22 protein-coding genes are annotated in these 21,430 nt (G+C 71.3%); 4 read left to right on the top strand and 18 right to left on the bottom strand.

Annotated features, from left to right (window positions below):
• Positions 1–11: 11 nt before the first annotated feature.
• From EDF19_RS15720 to EDF19_RS15740, 5 genes are read right to left on the bottom strand one after another with little or no spacing between them, the layout of a single operon-like run.
• Positions 12–1,037 (bottom strand): ABC transporter ATP-binding protein, encoded by a 1,026-nt coding sequence (locus tag EDF19_RS15720; protein ID WP_123681809.1) that lies wholly within the window; start codon positions 1,035–1,037, stop codon positions 12–14.
• Positions 1,034–1,834, bottom strand: coding sequence for an ABC transporter permease (locus EDF19_RS15725; RefSeq protein ID WP_123681810.1), 801 nt, complete (start codon positions 1,832–1,834; stop codon positions 1,034–1,036). The genes EDF19_RS15720 and EDF19_RS15725 overlap by 4 nt, the downstream gene beginning before the upstream one ends.
• A gap of 3 nt (positions 1,835–1,837) precedes the next feature.
• The gene (gene modA, locus EDF19_RS15730) at positions 1,838–2,650 is read right to left on the bottom strand and encodes a molybdate ABC transporter substrate-binding protein (protein ID WP_123681811.1); all 813 of its coding nucleotides are present in this window, start codon (positions 2,648–2,650) and stop codon (positions 1,838–1,840) included.
• Positions 2,647–3,063, bottom strand: a complete 417-nt coding sequence (locus tag EDF19_RS15735) for a molybdopterin-binding protein (protein WP_123681812.1) — start codon at positions 3,061–3,063, stop codon at positions 2,647–2,649. Before EDF19_RS15735 ends, modA begins: the two co-directional genes overlap by 4 nt.
• Before the next feature lie 53 nt (positions 3,064–3,116).
• The gene (locus tag EDF19_RS15740; protein ID WP_185022893.1) at positions 3,117–4,172 is read right to left on the bottom strand and encodes a HesA/MoeB/ThiF family protein; all 1,056 of its coding nucleotides are present in this window, start codon (positions 4,170–4,172) and stop codon (positions 3,117–3,119) included.
• A 95-nt stretch (positions 4,173–4,267) separates the two neighbouring features.
• On the opposite strand from EDF19_RS15740, the gene EDF19_RS15745 reads away from it, so the two are divergent.
• Positions 4,268–5,920 (top strand): glycosyltransferase family 39 protein, encoded by a 1,653-nt coding sequence (locus EDF19_RS15745; protein ID WP_185022894.1) that lies wholly within the window; start codon positions 4,268–4,270, stop codon positions 5,918–5,920.
• Positions 5,921–5,941: 21 nt separating this feature from the next.
• On the opposite strand, the gene EDF19_RS15750 is transcribed toward EDF19_RS15745, so the two are convergent.
• The 5 genes from EDF19_RS15750 to EDF19_RS15770 all read right to left on the bottom strand — a co-directional run bounded on the left by EDF19_RS15750 (position 5,942) and on the right by EDF19_RS15770 (position 11,426).
• Positions 5,942–6,874, bottom strand: coding sequence for a 4-(cytidine 5'-diphospho)-2-C-methyl-D-erythritol kinase (locus EDF19_RS15750; RefSeq protein ID WP_123681814.1), 933 nt, complete (start codon positions 6,872–6,874; stop codon positions 5,942–5,944).
• A 9-nt stretch (positions 6,875–6,883) separates the two neighbouring features.
• Positions 6,884–8,233 (bottom strand): O-acetylhomoserine aminocarboxypropyltransferase/cysteine synthase family protein, encoded by a 1,350-nt coding sequence (locus tag EDF19_RS15755; protein WP_123681815.1) that lies wholly within the window; start codon positions 8,231–8,233, stop codon positions 6,884–6,886.
• Entirely contained in the window at positions 8,233–9,285 is a 1,053-nt protein-coding gene (locus EDF19_RS15760) for an LLM class flavin-dependent oxidoreductase (RefSeq protein WP_123681816.1), read from the bottom strand. Before EDF19_RS15760 ends, EDF19_RS15755 begins: the two co-directional genes overlap by 1 nt.
• Positions 9,286–9,394: 109 nt before the next feature.
• Positions 9,395–10,390 (bottom strand): RimK family alpha-L-glutamate ligase, encoded by a 996-nt coding sequence (locus EDF19_RS15765; RefSeq protein WP_123681817.1) that lies wholly within the window; start codon positions 10,388–10,390, stop codon positions 9,395–9,397.
• A gap of 193 nt (positions 10,391–10,583) precedes the next feature.
• Complete coding sequence (locus EDF19_RS15770) at positions 10,584–11,426, bottom strand: helix-turn-helix transcriptional regulator (RefSeq protein ID WP_123681818.1); 843 nt, start codon at positions 11,424–11,426, stop codon at positions 10,584–10,586.
• Between the two features lie 102 nt (positions 11,427–11,528).
• Between EDF19_RS15770 and EDF19_RS15775 the strand changes: the two genes are divergently transcribed.
• Complete coding sequence (locus EDF19_RS15775) at positions 11,529–12,269, top strand: SDR family oxidoreductase (RefSeq protein WP_123681819.1); 741 nt, start codon at positions 11,529–11,531, stop codon at positions 12,267–12,269.
• 224 nt (positions 12,270–12,493) lie between these two features.
• On the opposite strand, the gene EDF19_RS15780 is transcribed toward EDF19_RS15775, so the two are convergent.
• Together EDF19_RS15780 and EDF19_RS15785 are read right to left on the bottom strand one after the other, a co-directional pair.
• Entirely contained in the window at positions 12,494–12,922 is a 429-nt protein-coding gene (locus tag EDF19_RS15780; protein ID WP_123681820.1) for a hypothetical protein, read from the bottom strand.
• A gap of 52 nt (positions 12,923–12,974) precedes the next feature.
• The gene (locus EDF19_RS15785; protein WP_123681821.1) at positions 12,975–13,514 is read right to left on the bottom strand and encodes a hypothetical protein; all 540 of its coding nucleotides are present in this window, start codon (positions 13,512–13,514) and stop codon (positions 12,975–12,977) included.
• A 59-nt stretch (positions 13,515–13,573) separates the two neighbouring features.
• On the opposite strand from EDF19_RS15785, the gene EDF19_RS19425 reads away from it, so the two are divergent.
• The gene (locus tag EDF19_RS19425) at positions 13,574–14,089 is read left to right on the top strand and encodes a hypothetical protein (RefSeq protein ID WP_148071122.1); all 516 of its coding nucleotides are present in this window, start codon (positions 13,574–13,576) and stop codon (positions 14,087–14,089) included.
• Here EDF19_RS19425 and EDF19_RS19430 read toward each other — a convergent pair.
• The 5 genes from EDF19_RS19430 to rsmI form a co-directional block, all read right to left on the bottom strand.
• A complete protein-coding gene (locus EDF19_RS19430; RefSeq protein ID WP_123681823.1) occupies positions 14,073–14,345 on the bottom strand; it encodes a hypothetical protein in 273 nt (90 codons plus the stop codon). The genes EDF19_RS19425 and EDF19_RS19430 overlap by 17 nt on opposite strands.
• A 92-nt stretch (positions 14,346–14,437) precedes the next feature.
• Positions 14,438–15,289: a 16S rRNA (adenine(1518)-N(6)/adenine(1519)-N(6))-dimethyltransferase RsmA gene (rsmA, locus tag EDF19_RS15800; protein WP_123681824.1), complete on the bottom strand. Its 852-nt coding sequence runs from the start codon at positions 15,287–15,289 to the stop codon at positions 14,438–14,440.
• Positions 15,289–16,221 (bottom strand): TatD family hydrolase, encoded by a 933-nt coding sequence (locus tag EDF19_RS15805; protein WP_123681825.1) that lies wholly within the window; start codon positions 16,219–16,221, stop codon positions 15,289–15,291. The genes rsmA and EDF19_RS15805 overlap by 1 nt, the downstream gene beginning before the upstream one ends.
• A complete protein-coding gene (gene metG / locus EDF19_RS15810) occupies positions 16,218–17,795 on the bottom strand; it encodes a methionine--tRNA ligase (protein ID WP_123681826.1) in 1,578 nt (525 codons plus the stop codon). The genes EDF19_RS15805 and metG overlap by 4 nt, the downstream gene beginning before the upstream one ends.
• Before the next feature lie 122 nt (positions 17,796–17,917).
• On the bottom strand, positions 17,918–18,739 hold the full coding sequence (gene rsmI, locus EDF19_RS15815; RefSeq protein ID WP_123681827.1) for a 16S rRNA (cytidine(1402)-2'-O)-methyltransferase: 822 nt from the start codon (positions 18,737–18,739) through the stop codon (positions 17,918–17,920).
• A 65-nt stretch (positions 18,740–18,804) separates the two neighbouring features.
• On the opposite strand from rsmI, the gene EDF19_RS15820 reads away from it, so the two are divergent.
• Positions 18,805–20,436 (top strand): dolichyl-phosphate-mannose--protein mannosyltransferase, encoded by a 1,632-nt coding sequence (locus tag EDF19_RS15820; RefSeq protein WP_123681828.1) that lies wholly within the window; start codon positions 18,805–18,807, stop codon positions 20,434–20,436.
• 252 nt (positions 20,437–20,688) lie between these two features.
• Here EDF19_RS15820 and EDF19_RS15825 read toward each other — a convergent pair whose 3' ends face one another.
• Positions 20,689–21,348 carry a TetR/AcrR family transcriptional regulator gene (locus EDF19_RS15825; RefSeq protein ID WP_185022895.1) on the bottom strand — a complete coding sequence of 220 codons (660 nt, stop codon included), beginning with the start codon at positions 21,346–21,348 and terminating at the stop codon, positions 20,689–20,691.
• Between the last annotated feature and the right edge of the window lie 82 nt (positions 21,349–21,430).

The raw sequence follows: 21,430 nt of genomic DNA on the forward strand, positions 1-21,430 counted from the left end.
CGACCATTCTCTCAACCGCGCGGCGCGTACACCGCCAGTTCGTTCGGTGGGACGTCGATGCGGACCTGGTCGCCGGGTGCGAGTCCGAGGGCCGTCACCCGCGAGAGCGTCAGGTCCGCCACCAGGTCGCCGGCCCGCACGCGCACGAGTCCGTCTCGGGGTTCCAGCGACACCACTCGGCGCACGGCCCCGGAGCCGTCCCGCGTCAGCACGGCGGCCGTCGGGTGGTAGGCACCGACGACCGGCCGGCCGGGAGGCACGGTGTGCGCCGTCGACGTCAGCTCGCCCCCGTCGTCGGTCCGGATCCCACCCCCGGTGGCGGTGCCGCGCACGAGCGCGAGTCCGGAGAACGCCGCCGCGAACGCACTGGTCGGCCGTCCGAGCACGGCGGCCGGTGTGCCGTCCTCGACGACCCGTCCCCGTTCGACCACGACGACGCGGTCGGCCAGGGCGACGACCTCGACGGGGTCGTGCGTGACGAGCACGGCCGGTCGTCCGGTGACCGCGGTCCTGAGCGCTGCGCGCACCTCGTCGCGCGCGGCGAGGTCGAGCGCCGAGGTGGGTTCGTCGAGCAGCAGGACGGCCGGGTCGGTGGCGAGTGCCCTGGCGATCGCGACGCGCTGGGCCTGCCCACCGGAGAGCGTCCCCGCTGCCCGCTCCGCCAGGTCCCCGATGCCGACCACGTCGAGTGCCGCCCGGGCACGAGCGCGCGCTGCCGACCGCGATGACCCCGCGGCGCGCGGTCCGAAGGCGACGTTCCCGAGGACGTCGAGGAAGGGGAACAGGTCGGGCCGCTGGGCCACGAGCCCGACCCGGCGACGGTGTGCGGGCACCGAGCGGCGTGCGTCGGACACGACCGTGCCGCCGAGGGCGACCTCGCCGTCGTCGATCGGCAGCAGGCCGGCGAGCGCCTCGACCACGGTGGACTTGCCGGCGCCGTTCGGTCCGACGACGGCGACGCACTCCCCCGCGGCGACCGTCAGGGCGATGTCGACGTCCCGCCGGTGCACGACCACCCGGGCACGGACGCCGGTCACGCGGTGACCCCACGGGTCCGGAGCGACGACGCCCCGATCACGACGACGGCGACCACGACGAGCACGACCGCGAGGGCCACGGCGGTGTCCGGGTCGACCTCACGCTGCAGGTAGATCTCGAGCGGCAGCGTCCGGGTCACGCCCTGCAGGCTGCCGGCGAAGGTCAGCGTCGCGCCGAACTCACCGAGGGCCCTGGCGAAGCAGAGCACGAGTCCGGAGACGATCCCGGGCAGCACCCGCGGTGTCGTGACGGTGAGGAACGTGCGGGTCGGGCCGGCGCCGAGCGTCGCGGCGACCCGTTCGAACCGATCGCCCTCGACCCGGAGGGCGCCTTCGATCGACGACACCAGGAACGGCATCGCGACGAAGGTCTGGGCGATCACGACGGCCGTCGTGGTGAACGCGATGCGCAGCCCGTGCTCGTCGAGGAACCCGCCGAGCACGCCGATCCGACCGAACGCGGCGAGGAGCGCGAGCCCGCCGACGACCGGCGGGAGCACGAGCGGCAGGAGGACCACCGCGCGGGCGACGCCGACCCACCGCGATCTTGAACGCGCGAAGACGACGGCGAGCGGGTACCCGAGCACGAAGGCGACCGCCGTGGCCGCGAGGGCGGTGCCGAGGCTCAGGCCGAGTGCGGTGAGCGACGCCGTCGAGGTGACGAGCGCGCCGAACGACGACCAGTCGACGCGGCCGAGCATCGCGAGCACGGGGACGACGACGAACAGGCCGCCGAGCACCGCCGGCAGCGGCAACCACCAGGCGATCGGTGGCCGTCCGTCAGCCCGCGACGACACGGGTCAGGGCTTCCCGAAGCCGGCGGCGGCGAGCACCTTCTGGCCGGCGTCGGACCGCACGTAGTCCGAGAACGCCTGGGCGAGTTCCGGGTCCTGTGACTCCTGCAGCACGCCGATCGGGTACGTGTTCACGGCCTTGCTCGACTCGTCGAACGGGACGCCGTCGACCTTGCCGCCGGATCCCTGCACGTCCGTGACGTACACCAGGCCGGCGTCGGCCTGCCCGGACTCGACCTTGCCGAGCACGTCGGTGACGGACTGTTCCTCGCTGACCGGCTCGAGGTGGACGCCCGATGCGGACTCGACCTTCGCCGTCGCGGCGCCGCACGGCACCGGTGCTGCACAGGTCACGAGCTGCACGTCCGAGCCGGTCAGGTCCTGCAGCCCGGTGATGCCCTCGGGGTTCCCCGGCGCGACGGCGATCTCGAGGACGTTCGTGGCGAAGTCCTCCGGCGACCCGCTCGCCAGGTCGGACGTGCCGAGCTTCGCCATGTTCGCCTCGTCGGCGGAGGCGAACACGTCGGCCGGGGCGCCGTTCTGGATCTGCGTGACGAGGTCGCTCGAGCCGGCGAACGAGAACGTGATCGTCGTGCCGGGGTGCGCTGCCTCGTACTGCTTGCCGAGCGTCGTGAAGGTCTGCTGCAAGGAGGCCGCCGCGAACACGGTGATGGAGCCCGTCGGGCCGGCACTCGTCGACGCTGACGGTGACGACGACGCCCCGGCCCGGTCGTTGCCGGTCGAGCACGCCGCGAGCCCGAGGGCGGCGACGGCGACGAGCGACAGCGCTGCGAGCGATCGGGTGGAGCGTCGGTTCATCGGGGTTCCTCCTGCTGGGCGGGCGCCTCGACGACGACCATGGTGGCCTTGACGGACGCGACGGCGACGGACCCGACCTCGAGCCCGAGGTCGCGCACCGCCTCGGCGCTCATGAGCGACACGACCCGGTGCGGGCCGCACTGCAGCTCGACCTGCGCCATCACGGTGTCGACGACGAGGTCGGTGACGATGCCGACGAACCGGTTCCGCGCCGAGCTCTTCACCCCCGTGGCCGGATCGGCGAGCTCGGTGCTCCTGGCCCTGGCGTACTCGGCGACCTGACGCCCGTCGACGACGGCGCGTCCGGCATCGTCCGTGCCGCGTCCGAAGGTGCCGGTGTCGACGAGTCGGCGGACCGTGTCGTCGCTCACCCCGAGGAAGCTGGCCGCATCGCGGATCCGCAGTTGCGTCATGATCCGTCGATCCTAGCCGCGGAAGCGGCGCAGTGGACCCGATCCGCGTCGGATCAGGACGTCTGCTCGACCGAGACGGGCAAGCCCTCCCGACGCCAGGCGTCGAAGCCGCCGTCGAGGACCGCCACGCGCCTCCAGGCCGGTTGTCCGGCAGCCCACGCGTCCGCACGCGGCCCACGAGCGCAGTACACGACCACGTCCGCCGTGCCGGTGTCGTCGGTGACGGCGCCGGCGACGACGCCGTCGGCGCGTTCGGCGGCGGTGCGCACGTCCACCACCACGACCGTGTCCTCGGGGTCGGCGAGTCGCGCCGCGAGCGCCGACGCGGCGATCCGCGGTGCGCCGACCGCCGACACCGGTACAGGTCGGCGGGAGCCCGGCCCGCGTCGGAGCGGGCTCTCGGTCCACCGCCACCGGCGTGCGTCGACGGTCAGGACCCGGCCGAGCAGGGGGTCCCCGGTGCCCGTGACCAGAGCGGTGACCTGGGCGGCCATCACCGCGCCGACCGCACCGCAGAGTGCAGGGAGGACGCCGTCGACGGCGCACGAGCCCTCGTCGGGCAGGGCGTCCGGGTGCAGGTCGTGGAAGTCGACACCGTCCGGTCCAGCGTCGCGGAAGACGCTCACCTGGCCGTCGCGACCGAGCACCGTCCCCCACACGAACGGGACGCCGGCGTCGGCGCACGCGTCGGAGACCTGGCGGGTGACGACGACCGAGTCGGCAGCGTCCACCACGACGTCGTGCCCGGCGACCAGGTCCGGGGTGAATCGACCGACGACCGCGACGGCCTCGACCTCCGGGTCGACCGCGCGGGCACGCGCCGTGGCGACCTCGGCCTTCGGGGACCCGACGTCCGCAGCCGTGAACAGGGTCTGGCGGGCCAGGTTCGACGCGTCGACGACGTCCGGGTCGACCACGGTCAGCCTCCCCACGCCGGCCAGGTACGCGATGACGGGAGCACCGAGGCCACCGGCACCGACGACCAGCACCCGTGCTCCGGCCAGTCGACGCAGCCCGGTCGCGCCGACGTCGGCGAGCGCGGCGGTCCGGGAGCCGAGTCGCGTGCGCCACGGGGACAGCTGCGCGACGGGGTCGACGATGGGGTCCATCCCGTCATTCTGGCCGGTCGCACCGAATGCCTGCATGTGAACGCTCAACGGATGATCGCGGCGGATGCCCAGAGCCGCTCGGTACGGTCGCGGGCGTGAGTTCCCCCCGCACCGGCACCGTCACGATCCGACGCACGTCGTCGGCAGCGTCGGTGCGCGCGCGGCTCCGGATGCTCGCGATCGCGATCCGGAACGCCGTGGTCCGGACGCCCGAGATCACCGTCGGCGCCGCAGGCGTCGTCGTCGCGGCGGCCTTCACCTGGGTGCCGTCGGTCTGGTACGACGAGGCCGCGACCGTCACCAGCGCCCAACGGAGCTGGCCGGCGCTCTGGGCGGAGCTGCAGAACGTCGACGCGGTGCACGGGCTCTACTACGCGCTGATGCACGTCTGGTTCTGGCTCGTCGGGTACACACCCTTCACCCTGCGACTGCCGAGCGCCCTGGCGATCGGGGTCGCCGCCGGCCTGGTCGTGGCGCTGGGCCGGCGGCTCGGCGGGCTCCGGCTCGGGGTCGTCTCCGGCATCGTCTTCCTGCTCCTGCCGCGAGTGACGTGGGCAGGGACCGAGGGGCGTCCGTACGCGACCGTGACGACCCTGGCCGTGCTGCTCACGCTCGTCGGGCTCACCGCCGTCCGCCGCACCCGTGCACGACGGCACGCCACGCGCTGGTGGGTCGTCTACGGCGTGCTCGCCGCCCTGTCCGTCCTGTTCAACGTGTACCTCGCGCTCGCGGTGGTGAGCCACGGGGTCGTGCTCGCCTGGACACTCGCCGGTGACCGCGCTGCACAGCGGCGCGCGTCGGTGACGGAGCGGAGCGGCGCACTCCCCGCTCCCCTCGTCGACCGGCGGGTGCTGGTCCGCTGGGCCGCCGCGGCGGTGGCCGCCGCAGTGGTGGTGCTGCCGTTCATCGTCCTCGCCGCCGGTCAGGCCAAGCAGGTCGACTGGATCACGGGCGTCGGCTGGGCCACGCTCCGCCAGGTGTTCTCGACCGCGTGGTTCGGTGCCGTGTACCCGTACGCCGCGCTCGGCTGGGCGCTGATGGCGGTCGGTGTCGTGCTCGCCGTCCGGGCCGTGCGACGCGGCGACCCCGGCACCCGGGACGTCCTCCGCATGCAGGCCGTCCGGGTGGCCGTGCCCCTGACCCTCGTGCCGACCGTGCTCCTCGTCGCCGCGACCGCCGCCGGCGAGCACCTGTACTCGCCGAAGTACGCCAGCCTGAGCCTGCCGTTCGTCGCGCTGCTCATCGGCCTCGCGATCACCGCGATCCGCCCGCGACGGTGGCTCGCTGCCGCCGTCGTCGGCATGCTGCTCGTGTCCGTGCCCACCGGCACGACCGTCCGGCTGCCGCACGCGAAGCAGGACTCGCACTGGGCGAACGCCGCCCGCATCGTCGAGAGCCAGCGGAACTGGGCGACCGACGCCGACGAGGGTGTCGTCTACGGCAGTGTCTGGGAGCACCCGACGACGACCGCGCAGGTCATCGCGGACACCTACCCCGACGCGTTCAGCGGCATGCGGGACCTGGCGGTCACCGAGACCGGGGCCGAACGCGGGCAGCTGTGGGACGTCAACGGCGACATCGCCTCGACCGTGCCGTCACGGCTGTCGGACATCCAGACCGTGTGGTTCGTCGGCGGGAAGTCGCGGAACATCCGGCCGCAGGTCACCGAGACGCTCGTGGCCCAGGGCTTCCACGTCGTGCGCTACTGGCACACGGGCACGGTCATCATCTGGAAGTACAGCCGCTGACCGGTCGCCGACGGACGGCGGTCAGTGCACGACGCGGGCGCCGTGCACCGGGCCCGTTGCACGGAGGGCGACGAGTCCCGCTGCGCTGAGTTCGACCTGCAGCTCGAGCGCGGCGTCACGGTCGCCGACCAGGAACGCCACCGTCGGCCCGCTGCCGGACACCAGACCGGCGAGCGCTCCGGCCTTCTCACCGAGCTCGAGGGTCGCCGCGAGTGCCGGCTGGAGCCGCATCGCCGGTGCCTGCAGGTCGTTGTGGACGCAGTCGGCGAGCAGGTCGGGATCGCCGGCACGGAGGGCCTGCAGCACGTTCGCCTCGACCACGGGGTGCGAGGGCGCCGGGGTGATGTCGGCGCGGTACCGCTCGCGGTGTTCGTCGAGCGCCCGGTAGACCGCGGGGGTCGACAGCCCGTCGTCGCTCAGGGCGAGCACCCAGTGGAACTCGCCCTTCGCCAGCGCCGGGCTGAGTTCGTCGCCGCGGCCGGTGCCGACCGCTGTGCCGCCGGCGAAGGCGAACGGCACGTCGGCGCCGAGCTGCGCGGCGAGCCGGAGCAGTTCCTCGCGCCCGAGCGCGGTGCCCCACAGCGTGTCCACGGCGAGCAGCGTCGCCGCCGCGTCGGCCGATCCGCCGCCCATCCCGCCGGCGACCGGCACCTGCTTGTCGATGGTCAACCGGACACCGCCGCGGTACCCGGCGGTGTCTGCCACCAGCCGAGCCGCCCGGATCGCCAGGTTCGACTCGTCGACCGGCACCCGTGTGGTGTCGATCGGCCCGGTGAAGTCGACGGAGAAGTCGTCGGAGAGTTCCGCGGTGACGTCCTCGTACAACGAGACCGCCTGGTACGCGGTCGCCACGTCGTGGTAGCCGTCGTCCTGCAGCGCACCGACGGACAGGAACACGTTGATCTTGCCGGGGGCGCGCGTCCGCACGCGGGTCGGGTCGGCCAACGTGGTCATGCCCCCAACCTATCCCGCTGCGGCTGCCGCGAAGCCCCGCGCCAGGTCGGCGAGGACGTCGTCGATGTGCTCGAGGCCGATCGACAGTCGGATGAGGCCGTCGCCGACGCCGGCCGCTGCCCGCTCCGACGAGGTCATCTGCACGTGCGTGGTCGACGCGGGGTGCACGACGAGCGACCGGACGTCGCCGATGTTCGAGACGTGGTCGAACAGCTCGAGGGCCGCCACGAACCGGCGCCCGGCGTCGACGCCGCCGTCCAGGTCGAACGCGAGCACCGCCGACGGACCGGCCGGCACGTAGCGCTGCTGCAGGTGGTGCCACGGCGACGACGGCAACCCCGCGTAGTGCACGCCGAGCACCTGGTCGTGGGCGTCGAGCCAGGTCGCGACGGCCGCCGCGTTCGACACGTGCCGGTCCATCCGGAGCGAGAGCGTCTGGATGCCCTGCAGCACCAGGAAGGCGTTGAACGGCGCGATCGCGGGACCGAGGTCGGCGGAGAGCTTCGAGCGGGTGCGCTGGATGAACGCGCGACGCCCGAACTTCTCGGCGAAGTTCGTGTTCGCGAACCCGGACTCCTCGGTGGTGGCGAGCTGCGGGTACGCGTCCGCGTGCGCCGACCAGTCGAAGTTGCCGCTGTCCACGATGAGGCCGGCGATGGCGCTGCCGTGCCCAGCGAGGTACTTCGTCGCCGAGTGCACGACGATGTCGGCGCCGTGCTCGATCGGTCGCACCAGGTACGGCGTCGCGATCGTGTTGTCGACGATGAGCGGGACACCGGCGTCGTGCGCGACACCGGCCACCCCGGCGAAGTCGAGGACGTCGCCGCGGGGGTTCGGGATGCTCTCGCCGAAGAACGCCCTGGTCTCCGGACGGACCGCCGCCGCCCACTCGTCCAGGTCCGTCGGGTCCTGCACGAACGTGAACGCGATGCCGAGGTCGCGCAGCGTCGACGCGAACAGCGTGTACGTGGCGCCGTAGAGCGACGCACTCGACACGATGTGGTCGCCGGCACGGGCGAGTCCGAGCACGGCGAGCGAGGTCGCCGCCTGACCGGACGCCAGCGCGAGGGCGCCGACACCGCCTTCCAGGTCCGCGATCCGTCGTTCGAGCGCCGCGGCCGACGGGTTGTTCACCCGCGAGTACGTGTGCCCCGGCGCGTTGAGCATGAACCGGTCGGCGGCGTCCTCACCCGACGGGTAGACGAAGGCCGCGGTCTGGGCGATCGGCGGGACGTTGCCGCCGAAGCCCGGATCCGCCTTGAAGCCGGCGCGGATCTGCCGGGTCTCGAACGCCCAGCCGTCCTCGGTGCTGGTCTCGGCGGCGCTGGCGTTCGCGGTGCTGTCCTCGGCGCCGCCCATCAGACAGCCGCCCCGGTCGGCAGCGTCGCGGACGGCCGGACGAGCGGGATGACCTGCTCGCCGAAGCGGTCCATCTCCTCGAGCTGCGGCGAGAACTGCAGCAGGAGCGTGTCGACGCCGGCGTCCTCGAACTCACGGATCCGCGCGGCGACCTGCTCCGGCGTGCCCACGAAGCCGGGGCGCAGACCGCGGTTCGACACCGAGTAGTCCTCCAGCGACGGCACGTGCTCGAGCTGCGACTTCGAGATGAAGTCCTGGTACGACTCGTACGCGTTGCCGTGCTGCACGTCGGTGATCCGCGCGAGCTCGGCCCGCGCCTCTTCCTCGGTCTCACGCACGATGACGTAGGCAGCCATGCCGAACGCCTCGAACGGCGGCAGTCCGGCATCGACGCGGCGCTGTTTCATCTCGGCGATCTTCGTGCGGAGCTCCTCGACGGTGCCGCCGTGGGTGACGTAGGCGTCGGCGTACCCGGTGATCGCGGCCTTGCCCGCCTCGCTCTCGCCGCCGGCGTAGATCCGCGGGGTGACCCGGGGCTTCGGCTCGAGGTGGGCGTTCTGGATGTCGTAGTACTCACCGCTGAACGAGTACGGCGTCTCCCGCCACATCCCCTTCATGATCTCCACGAACTCCGCCGTGCGCTTGTAGCGGTCGTCGTGTTCGGAGAAGATGCCGCCGTACTGCCGTGCTTCCTCGGCCCACCACGCGCTCACCACGTTGAAGGTGAACCGGCCGCCGGAGATGTCGTCGATCGTCGCCGCCTGCTTCGCGGTCACCGCGGGCAGGTGGTACCCGGGACGCATCGCCGCCATGATCTCGAGGCGCTCGGTCGTCGCCGCGATCGCCGCCGCGAGGGACCAGGCCTCGAGGGACGGTGCCGCCGTGCCCTTGATGTCGTTGAGGTTGAGCTCCGGCACGAGCGTCAGGTCGAAGCCGATCCGCTCGGCGCGCTGCGCCAGGCGCTTCACGTAGTCGAAGGTGACCGGCATGTGCTCGTTGTCGATGTTGCGCAGCCAGCCGCCGAAGAGCGGGGTCCAGTATCCGAATCGCACGGGGAGGGTTCCTTGGGGAGGTGGGGAGGGACGGCCTGGAGGCGCGGGGCGGGCCCGCAACGCGCCTCCAGGCCGGTGGTGGTCGCTTGTCGTGCTGTGGGTGCCGCGGTCAGACCGCTGCGGCTTGGTACTCCGCGGCCAGCAGGCCGCCGAGGTACTGCGCGATCGAGCGCGGGCCGGAGGCCGGCGCCGTCTCCTCGACCGCGGGGTTGTAGTTCGTGTTCGTGTTGATGTCGTAGACGACCGTGCGGCCGTCCGTCGTCTCCATGAACTCGACGCCCGCGATCGTGATGCGCTGGTCGGCCAGGAAGGTCCGGAGCCGCTGCACCAACGGGTGCTCGGCGGTGATCCCTTCCCGGACGCTGAACGCCGGGGGCGCTCCCGCGGTGTCGGTGCCGGGGACGTCGCAGACCGCGCCGGCGATCACTTGCGGGACCTCGCACGCGTCGGCCGGGCAGAGCTCGAAGCTGCCGGCGCTGGTGTCGACGCGGACCGCGTAGACGAACTCGCCGCCGACGAACTCGACGCGGGTGATGAAGGGCTCGCGCGCCGTCAGGTACTCCTGCAGCAGGGTGATGCCGTCGACCGGAGCCTCGAACTCCGGCGAGTCGACGTACGCGTCGAACTCGGCGAGCGAGTCGAAGCGTCGGACGCCGAGGCCCTTGCCGCCCTGGTTGTGCTTCGTGATGAAGGGGACGTCCTGGCCGTCCGTGAAGTCCTTCGCCGCCCGCTTGAGCGTCGTCGTGCCGAACACCGCGGTGGTGCGGGGAACGTCGAACCCGGCGTTCGCGAGCAGCCCGTGCTGGGCGACCTTCGAGACCTCGAGTTCGAGCACGTGACTGCCGCCGACGACCTGGCGACCCGCACGTTCGAGCCAGCCGAGGACCGCGCGGGTGTACTCCTTGCTGTGCTCGTGACCACGGGTGTGGGAGCTGGCCGACATGCGGGACCAGTACACGCCCGGCTCGGGTTCGGCGCCGAGGTCGATCTGCCCCTCGGTCAGGAGGATCTCCTCCACCGGCACGCCCTCGGCCTGGAAGGCGGCGGCGAGCGGCGGGAACCACTCGGGGTTCTCGTGGATGACGTACACGCGGGGAGTGCTCACGCACCCACCCTAGGCACGGTATACCGCACGCGGCCAAGTGTGTGACGCGGGGTTGCGCGGGCGTGGTTGCGTGGGCTTCCCGCTGTGTGCGAGGTTGCGTGGGCTTCCCGCTGTGTGCGAGGTTCCGCGCAGTGTGCGAGGTCGATCGCGCCGCACCGTGTGCGAAACCTCGCACGGTGCGACCGTGCTCGGGTCAGGCGGTGAACGCCTGCTGGCCGACGACGCCGAGGAGCTCGAGCTTCTGGGCGTCCTCGGACCCGGGCGGTGCCGTGAAGAGCAGGAGCGCCTGCGCCTGGTCATCGGTGTGCAGCACCTGGCAGTCGACGGTGATCCGGCCGAGCTCGGGCTGCACGATCGTCTTGTTGTCCGACCAGCGGCTCGTCACCTCGTGCAGTGCCCACAGCTCGCGGAACTCGGCGCTCCGACCCTCGAGCTCGGCGATGAGTTCGGTGGCGCGACGGTCACCCGGCCCGGCCAACCCGACCGCCGCTCGCAGCGACGCCACCACGACCCGAGCCAGTCGCTCGTGCTGCTCCGGCGCGTACTTCGCGAGCTCGTCACCGGTCACGAACCAGCGCCACGCCTGGTACCGCTCGTTCCCCGGCAGTTGGACGGACGAGCCGAGCAGCGCCGCCGCGAGACGGTTCTCCACCAGGGTCTCGCCCAGGTGGCTGACCACGATCGCGGGGGTGTCCTCGAGCCGGTCGAGGACACGCAGGATCGCGGGGTCGACGTGGTCGGCTCGGTGCAGGCGGGTCGGTGCGTTCTGCCCGGCCAGGTGGAACAGGTGGTCGCGTTCGTCGAGGCTGCAGCGGAGTGCCCGCGCGATCGCCGCGATCATCTGTTCCGACGGCTGCGGGCCGCGCTGCTGTTCGAGGCGCGTGTAGTAGTCGACACTCATGCCGGCGAGGGCGGCCACCTCCTCGCGGCGGAGTCCGGGCGTCCGACGCCGCGGACCCTGGCCGAGCCCGACGTCCTCGGGGCGCAGCAGCTCGCGGCGACGGCGGAGGAAGTCGGCGAGTGCAGCACGGTCCATGACGACGATTGTCGTCCGGATGCCGCACCGGTGCCAGGGATCGGCGATCCCCCGATGAGCGGGCTCTGGATGCGTCCACGGCGACGGCGCATCGTGGTGGACATGGACATCACGAACTCCACCGTCTTCATCCCCGGCGCCACCTCGGGCATCGGTCTCGCTCTGGCCCAGCGTCTGCAGGCCGCCGGCAGCACCGTCGTCATCGGCGGACGCCGCACGTCGCTCCTCGAGTCCCTCGCGGCCGAGCACGGGTTCGGCACAGTGCAGATCGACGTGAGCGACGCCGCGTCGATCACGGCAGCCGCATCGAGCGTGCTCGAGCAGTACCCGTCGCTCGATGCGATCATCACCATGTCGGGGATCATGCGGAACGAGGACCTCCGCTCCCCCGACCACCTCGACGACGCGCTCGAGATCATCCAGACGAACCTGGTCGGCACCATCCGGCTCATCGACGCCTTCCTGCCGCACCTGCTCGCGCAGCCGGCGTCGACCATCGTCACCGTCTCCTCCGGCCTCGCGTTCGTCCCGCTCACCGCCACGCCCACGTACAACGCCACGAAGGCCGGCGTGCACTCGTACACACAGTCCCTCCGCCAGCAGCTGGCCGGCTCCTCGGTGTCGGTGCTCGAGCTCGCCCCGCCGGCGGTCTCGACGGACCTGATGGGTGGCGCCGACTTCGGCGGGATGCCCCTCGACGCCTTCGCCGACGAGGTCATCGAGCTGCTGGCCTCCGGCGCTGCGCCCGAGATCCTCGTGCAGAACGTGCTGCCGCTCCGGTTCGCCGAGCGCGACGGCACGCACCAGCAGATCTTCGAGGCGATGGCGGCGCGCGCGCACTGACGTGCGGCGTGCGCTCGATCCGCAGTGCGGCGCGTGCGCTCGATCCGCAGTGCGGCGCGTGCGCTCGATCCACAGTGTGTCGCGTGCGCTCGATCCGCAGCGTGGCGCGTGCGCTCGGTCCACAGTGTGCGAGGTTCCGTGCGCTGTGCGAGGCAGTTCGGCTCGCACACTGCGCGGAACCTCGCACCGTCGCGGCCGGGACCTCGCACGGTGCGAGGTCCCGCTCAGTCCGCGGTGCCCTCGGCCTGCTCGTCCCGGGCGATGCGGCGGTCGAGCGCACGGTTCACCATCGGGAGCCCCAACGCGATCACCGCACCGCCGAACGCCCACCAGACGGGCACCTGGTGCCAGCGGGCGATCGCGTACGCCGCGGTGAACACCATCACGGTCAGCGCACTCGCGATGAGCCGGTCCACACGGTCGACCCGCACCGGCTTCCCGGCGTCCTCGTCCTCGTCCTCGGTGTCCGGGCGGTCGGCCAGGTGCGCGAACGCGATCCCCCACACCACGAAGCTGACACCGAGCAACACCGCTGCCCACGCCCCGTCGCTGGAGGGGTCCCGAACGATGACGGACACCGCGATGCAGTCGATGGCGATCCCGCCGAGCACGGCGACCAACGTGATCCATCGGGAGAGGGTGATGCGACGCACCTGCCGATCGTAGGGGCGGAGCAACTCTGCGCGCGCTCCCCCGTTCGCGGCGTCAGAGGCCGGTGAGCAGTTGCTGCAGTTCGGCCTTGGCGTCGGGCATCCGCTCGGGGCCGGTGAGCCGCTCCCGCTGCACCGAGATGCCGACGGTGTCGGGCTTGGGACCGTCCTCGGTGTTCACCAGCACGGATTCGCGGTCGGGGAAGGTCCACCGGGCCGACGGGCGCTTGCCCCCGCGGCGCTCGGACGTCGGCGTGAACCCGAGTGCGGCCGTGAACACCGGCACGATCCGGTCGAGTACGGCCTCTCGCTCACCCGGGACCTGTCGTGAGGCCGAGACCGCGAACGTGCCGTCGGTGCGCTGCCCGGGGATGCGGAGCCCACGTGCCTGTTCGTACCCGATGGTGATCCCCTGCGCCCACCACGGCTCGACGCCCTGCTCGACGATCCAGGACGCGATCGCGGCGTGCCCGATGGTGGCGCCACCAGCCGCGTCGACCAGGGCGTGCCATTCGCCCGGCGTCTTGCCCGTCGCCGCGAGGACGCGTTCCGGCGCCATCCCCTGTGCGTGCGAGCGAACCGTTCCGTCGGTCATGCCGCAATCGTAGGGCGCGGGGATCACGGCTGGGATCCTGCCCGCAAGCGACGCGCCAGTTGAGCACCCTCTGCGTCGATGATCAGCGGGAGGCGTTCCTTGTCGACGACCCCGAACGCAGGATCGACCGTGACGAAGCCGGCGACCTCCCAATGTCGAGCCGTGGCGACGTGCACTGCACCCGAGACGGTCAGGCCGAACTCTTCCATGAGGTCTGGGACCTCATCGCTGACGGCATCGACCCCGACCCAGTGCAGTTGCGTCGACCGCAACAATTCTCGCCACGCGGCGACATGGCGACGAGCGGCCTCTGCTCGCATGCCGTGCGCAGCCCCCAGTACCTCGAACTCCGCGTAGGCGCTGTACATCATTTCCGTGCCCACCAGATCGAGGTGATCGAGGAACGCGACCGCCTCGCCCCTGCGACCTTCGGTCCGGCGCAGCGCGCTCCGGATGAAACTCGAGTCGATGAGGACGACTTCCGGCCGAGCGACACAATCGTCGAACTCGAGAATCCGGTGCTCGTCGAATGCTCGGGCGCGAGTCGCTCGAACACGGTCAGGGACGCATGTTGAAGAAGACCGGCGGCTCGACCCAGAAGTCCGGATCGATCGACTCGATCGCGCGTCGTCGGCGCTCGCGGCGTTCTTCGAACGTGCCTTCCGGTTTCGGCGTCCGGGCGAACAGTGCTTGCCGCTCGGCGTCGGTGAAGACCCTCGGCCCCCGCGGTCGATCAGGATCCGCACTGAGCAGGGCGCGTCGACGTCCTTCTGTGAGCTGATCTTCGGTCAGGCCGCGGCGGATCGGTCGGCGAGATTCGGTCGGCTGCATGGTGTCTCCTTGGTCGATGTGATCAACCGTAGGAGCGCCGAACGGACATCGCCAAACATTCCGTATTTCGCCAGCGGAGAGAAGGAGCCGAGCTACTCCGCAGCCGCGAGCACCGTCCGACCGAGCCGCACGAAGTCGTCGACACCGATCGCCTCGCCCCGCGCCGTCGGGTCGATGCCCGCCGCCGTCAGGACCTCGGACGCGTGAGCGCTGCCGCCGAGCACACCGGACAGGCTCTGCCGCAACATCTTCCGGCGCTGCTGGAACGCCGCGTCGACCAGGGTGAACACCCGCGACCGCAGCTTCTCGTCGCCCGGGGGCTCGTGCCGGTCGAACGCCACGAGCACGCTGTCGACGTTCGGCACCGGCCAGAACACCTGCCGGCTGACCAGCCCGGCCGTGCTCCACGACCCGTACCAGGCGGCCTTCACGCTGGGTGAGCCGTAGACCTTGCTGCCAGGGCCGGCGGCGAGGCGGTACCCGACCTCGGCCTGCACCATCACGAGCGACCGCTCGATCGACGGGAAGGTCGCGAGCAGGTGCAGCAGCACGGGAACGGAGATGTTGTAGGGCAAGTTCGCGACGAGGTGGGTCGGCTCGACGTCCAGGTCGGACGCAGCGACGGTCATGGCGTCCTGCTGCACGACCGTCAGCGTGGCGTGCGGCTGCAGGGACGCGACGGTCGACGGCAACTTGGCCGCGAGCCGCTTGTCGATCTCGACCGCGGTGACGGGCGCACCGGTCTCGGTCAGTCCGAGCGTCAGGGAGCCGAGCCCCGGCCCGATCTCGAGGACCCGTGACGAGGGCGTCACACCGGCGACGGACACGATGCGGCGCACGGTGTTGGCGTCGTGCACGAAGTTCTGGCCGAGCTTCTTCGTCGGGGTGACGTCGAGCTCGGCGGCGAGCTCCCGGATCTCTGCCGGGCCGAGCAGCGCGCCCACTACTCGTCCACCGTCACGGGCTCGGCGTCCCACGCACCGTAGACGAGCTCGGTGTTGGAGGCGATCTGCGCCGCGAGCATCGAGGCGTCGGTGCCCAGGGTCTCCGCCATCGACCGCAGTGTGAGCGGGATGAGGTACGGCGCGTTCGGACGACCGCGGTACGGGGTCGGGGTCAGGAACGGCGCGTCGGTCTCGACCATGATCAGGTGCCGGGGCGCGACGAGCAGTGCCTCTCGCAGGAGCGAGGCGTTCTTGAACGTCACGGTGCCGGCGAAGGACATGTACCAGCCACGCTCCGCGCAGAGCCGAGCGAGGTCGGGGCCGCCGGAGAAGCAGTGGAACACGGTGCGCTCGGGAGCGCCGACGCGGTCGAGGACCTCGACCACGGCATCGTGCGCGTCGCGGTCGTGGATCGTCAGCGCGAGGTCGTGCTCCTTCGCGATGCGGATGTGCTCCTCGAACGAGCGGACCTGGGCGTCGCGGCCGTCCTCGCCGGTGCGGAAGAAGTCGAGGCCGGTCTCACCGATCGCACGGACCCGGGGCAGCGCCGCGAGCCGTTCGATCCCGGCGAGGTGCTCGTCGAGCAGCCCCTGTTCCTGCAGCACGGGCGCCTCGTTCGGGTGCAGCGCGACGGCGGCCAGCACCCGCGGTTCACGAGCCGCGATCGACGCCGACCACTCCGAGGTCGCCAGGTCCGTGCCGACCTGCACGACACCGCGCACGCCGACGCTCGATGCACGGTCGAGGTGCTCGCGGTACTCGAGCGGGCCGTCGCCGCCGTCGCCCACGCCGTCGGCGATCTCCATGTGGGTGTGGTTGTCGTACACCGGCACCACGAGCGCCTGCGGGAGCGGCGGGTACGTCAGGTCGCGCTTCGAGCCACCCGGCGCCCCGTCACCGCGGGAGCGGACGTGCGATTCCGCATCGGTCACGCCGAGACCTGCTCCGACTGCTCGATCCGCGGGAAGAGACCGCTCTCGAGCGGCACGACCTGCGCGGCGCCCTGCCACTCGTACGCACGGTCGACGCGCTGCTCGGCGATCGAGCCACCGGCACCGATCGACGCCCAGAGCTTCTCGGTCGCCTTCGGCATCACCGGGGAGAGCAGCACCGCGACGGTGCCGAGCCCACGGAGCGCGGTGGCGAGGACGGTGCCGAGCCGCTCGCGGTTCGCGTCGTCCTTCGCCAGGGCCCACGGCTGCTGCTCGGTGATGTACCCGTTCAGGGCGTCGACGAGCTCCCACACGGCGGCGATCGCCTCGTGCGGGGCGAACGCGGCGATGGCTGCGTCGGCACGCTCGGTGACCGACACGGCCAGGGCGTCGACGGCTTCGTCCGACTCGGTCAGCGACCCACGCGACGGGACGGCGCCGTCGAAGTACTTCTGCAGCATCGCGACCAGGCGCGAGGCCAGGTTGCCGAAGCCGTTCGCGAGCTCGGCCTGGTACCGCGCCGAGATGTCCTCCCAGCTGAAGTTGCCGTCCTGCCCGAAGGTGATGGCGCGGAGGAAGTAGTAGCGGAACGCGTCGGACCCGAACGTGTCGGTGATCTCCGACGGCGCGATGCCGGTCAGCTTCGACTTGGACATCTTCTCGCCGCCGACGAGCAGCCAGCCGTGACCGAACACGCGCTCCGGTACGGGCAGCCCCGCGGCCATGAGCATCGCCGGCCAGATGACGGCGTGGAAGCGTGCGATGTCCTTGCCGACGATGTGCACGCTCGGCCACAGGCGCTTGAAGGCCTCGTCGTCGTCGGTGCCGTAGCCCAGCGCGGTGACGTAGTTGAGCAGGGCGTCGAACCACACGTACAGGACGTGGTCGCTGTCCCACGGGATCTTGATGCCCCAGTCGAAGCTCGACCGCGAGATCGACAGGTCGCGGAGGCCTTGCTTCACGAACGAGATGATCTCGTTGCGGACGCTCTCCGGCTGGATGAACAGCGGGTTCGACTCGTACAGGTCGAGCAGCCGCTGCTCGAAGTCCGACATGCGGAAGAAGTAGTTGCGCTCGGACAGGACCTCGACCGGGATCGAGTGGATGGCACAGACCTGCTGGCCCTCGTACGCGCCGGTGCCGGGGACGAGGTCGCTCGGCTGCTTGTACTCCTCGCACCCCACGCAGTAGAAGCCCTCGAACTCGCCGGCGTAGATGAAGCCGTCGTCGTACAGCTTCTGCAGGAACGTCGTCACGCCGCGCTCGTGGCGCTCGTCGGTGGTGCGGATGAAGTCGTCGTTGGCCACGTCGACGGTGTCGAGCAGCGGCTTCCACGCCTCGGTCACGAGTCGGTCGGCCCACTCCTTCGGCGTGACCTCGTTCGCCGAGGCAGTGCGCAGGATCTTCTGGCCGTGCTCGTCCGTGCCGGTGAGCAGCCAGGTGTCGTCACCCCGCTGCCGGTGCCAGCGCGCGAGGACGTCCGCGGCGACCTCGGTGTAGGCGTGCCCGATGTGGGGCACGTCGTTCACGTAGAAGATCGGCGTGGTGATGCTGAACGAGGACCCGTCGGACATGCGGACCATCCTACGGGCGCACGGAACCCCGATGACGCGCGCGGCGGTGGACTGTGGAAAACCGGATCCGGGAGGCCCGTGGCGGGCCCGCCCCGCGCCTCCAGGCCGGGTTCCCCAGCCGTCTACCGCGCCGCGAGCGCGCCTTCGTACAGATCGCGCTTCGACAGCCCGGTCGCGTCCGCGACCGCCGCCGCGGCCTCCTTCATGCGCATCCCGGCCGCCACCCGCTCGAGCACGAGCCGGACGCCGTCGTCGAGCGTGGCTTCTTCCGTGGCCTCTGCGGCTCCGGCGACGACGATGCAGATCTCACCCCGGACCCCCTCGGACGCCCACGTGACGAGCTCGTCGAGCGGACCGCGACGGACCTCTTCGTAGAGCTTCGTGAGCTCACGGCAGACCGCAGCGCGTCGGTCGCCCCCGAACCCGATCGCCATGTCGGCCAGCGTCTCCGCCAACCGGTGCGGCGACTCGAAGAAGACCATCGTGCGCTGCTCCCCCGCGAGCGCCTGGAACGCCCGGCGGCGCTCACCGCCCTTGCGGGTCGGGAACCCCTCGAACGTGAAGCGATCCGTCGGCAGGCCCGAGACCGCGAGTGCCATCAGCACCGCGGAGGGGCCGGGCAGCGCGGTGACGGTCACCCCGGCTGCCGCTGCGGCCTCGACCAGGGGGAAGCCCGGGTCGCTGATCGCGGGCATCCCGGCGTCCGTGAGGACCACCACGTCCTCGTCCCGCGCGAGTTCCACGACCTCGGACGCCTTCGCCCGCTCGTTGTGCTCGTGCAGGGCGATGAGCCGCGGACGGTTCTCGATGCCGAGGGCGCGCATCAGGTGGATGGCGGTCCTGGTGTCCTCGGCCGCGACGACCGTGGCGTTGGACAGGGTCTCGACGAGACGGCGCGAGGCATCCCCGAGGTTGCCGATGGGCGTTGCTGCGAGGACGATCACACCCCCATTGTCGTCGCAGCACCGTCGCAGCGCGGACCGACGTCCGATCCGTAGGATGCTCAGCGATGACCAGCGAGCTGACCGAAGACCGCACGGCCGTGCCCGACGGGCCGGTCGGCTCGCGCCTCGACGACTGGTGGGGCCGGGTCCTCTCCACGGCGCGGCGCGTGGCGCTGTGGCGTTGGGCGGGTCCGCTCGCGGTGACGCTGCTCGCCGCGGTGCTCCGCCTGGCGAACCTCGGCAACCCGCACTCGCTCGTGTTCGACGAGACGTACTACGTCAAGGACGGCTGGTCGCTCGTGCACCTCGGCTACGAGGGCACCTGGCCGGGCAACCCGACCGACGACTCGTTGCCGACGACCGACGACCGGTTCGCGAGTGGCGAGACCGACATCTTCACGAGCGCCGCGGAGTTCATCGCGCACCCACCGCTCGGCAAGTACCTCATCGGACTCGGGATGCTCCTGTTCGGTGCGGACAACTCCTTCGGGTGGCGCTTCGCGGTGGCCGTCCTCGGCATCGCGACGGTGTTCCTCACCGCGGTGATCGCCCGGTCGCTGTTCCGCTCCACGATGGTCGGCACGCTCGCCGGGTTCCTGCTCGCGATCGACGGCCAGGCCATCGTGATGTCGCGGGTGACCCTGCTCGACGGGATCCTGACGTTCTTCGTGGTCCTCGGGTTCGGCGCACTGCTGCTCGACCGACGGCGCAGCCAACGACGGCTCGACGAGTGGGTCGCCGAGCGGGTCGCCGCCGGCCGGGACACCCTGTGGGGGCCCGTGCTCTGGTGGCGACCGTGGCTGTTCGCGATGGGGCTCACGATGGGCCTCGCGACCGCGACGAAGTGGTCCGGCATGTACTTCCTGGCGTTCTTCGCGGTGTACTCCGTGCTGAGCGACATGATGATGCGCCGTCGCGCCGGCGTCGAGTTCTGGTCCTCCAGCGCACTGCTCCAGCAGGCTCCGGTGTCGTTCCTGCTCACCGTCCCGATCGCCGCCGTCACCTACGTGGCCTCGTGGACGGGCTGGTTCCTGTCGAAGGACGGCTGGGACCGGAACTGGCTGTCCACCGGCGGACAGCGGTGGACAGGACTGCTGTCCTGGGTGCCCGACTCGTTCCAGAACTGGTGGCACTACCAGTCCGAGATCTACGGCTTCAACATCGGCCTGCACACGCCGCACTCGTACCAGGCGAACCCGCTGCTGTGGCTCGTGATGCAGCGACCCACGTCGATGTACTACGTCGGCACGGACGCCGGCCAGGACGGCTGCACGGCGACCCGCTGCGGCGAGGCGATCACCGGCATCGCGAACCCGTTCATCTGGTACGCGGCGGTCATCGCGACGGTGGCGCTGCTCGTGCTCTGGATCCTGCGTCGGCAGTGGCAGTACGGCTTCGTCCTGCTCGGCGTCGCCGCGGGCTACCTGCCGTGGCTGATGTACGTCAACCGGACGGTCTTCCAGTTCTACACGATCGCCTTCGAGCCCTTCATGGTGATGGCCCTGGCCGCGGCGATCGGGTTGGTGCTGGGGTCACGGACCGACGACCGCTCCCGGAGGACCCGGGCGATCATCTGGGTCGGCGTGTACCTGGGCGTCGTCGTGCTCGCATCCGCCTACTGGTACCCGATGTGGACGGCGATCCAGGCGCCGTGGGACTTCATCCGGTCGCACTACTGGCTGCCGAGCTGGCTGTAGGCGTCGGACGATCCGTCGGGGTCGCGTCCGCGACGTGGTCGCGACCAGGTCCGGACTGGAGGCCCGTGGCGGGCCCGCCACGGGCCTCCAGTGCGCTTGTCGGTGCGTTGGTGCTTGGTTCTTGGTGCGTTGGTGCGTTGGCGCGCTTTCTCGGCGCGGTGGTGCGCTTTCTCGGCGCGGTGGTGCGCTTTCTCGGCGCGTTGACGCGTTCGTGTGGCGGTGCGCGGTGCGCGGTGCGCGGTGCGCGGTGCGTCAGGACTGCGCGTGCAGTGCTCGCTCGATGGACTCGCGGTCGAGCGGGTCGCCGAGCATGGGGTCGTCGGTGCGGCCGGGCAGCACGCCCTCGATGAGGACCTCGGCGTAGCGGCGCCAGGCGTTCGGGTCGTGGGCTCGTGTCGTGTCCGCGACGGCCCCGACCATCGACGTGAGCATCGGGAGGTCGCGGTAGTCGAAGCCGACGCGCACCACTCCGGCGTCGTGGGCGCGGCGGATGATGTCGGACACCTGGGTCTCGAGGCGGTCGCGCTCCTGCACGATCGACGGGCGGCCCTTGCCGGCACGGACGATGGCGTCGGCGAGCGCCCGGTCCCGCGCCCGGAACTCGAACACGCCCATCAGGTACACCCGGAGCGACTCGCGGGGGTCGAGTTCAGCGGCGGCACGGCTGGCTGCGTCGTTCATCGCCTCGAACTTGGTGGCGAGGAGAGCCTCGATCAAGGAGTCCTTGTCGGCGAACCGCCGGTACACCGTGCCGACTCCGACCCCGGCTTCGTGCGCGATGTCGTTCAACGTGACCGAGAGGCCGCGCTCCGCGAAGCACTTGCGTGCGGTCTGCAGGATGAGCTCGCGGTTCCGTGCAGCGTCGGCGCGGAGGGGGCGCTCGAGTTCGGGCGCGGAGTCGATGGTGCTCACGTCGTCGAACCTAGTTGAACTTTCTGGGAATAAGCGGATGCGGACCTTCCGTTTTGGTCTACACTGACCACAAGCGGATGCA

The sequence above is a fragment of the Curtobacterium sp. PhB115 genome (assembly GCF_003752025.1).
GTDB lineage: Bacteria > Actinomycetota > Actinomycetes > Actinomycetales > Microbacteriaceae > Curtobacterium.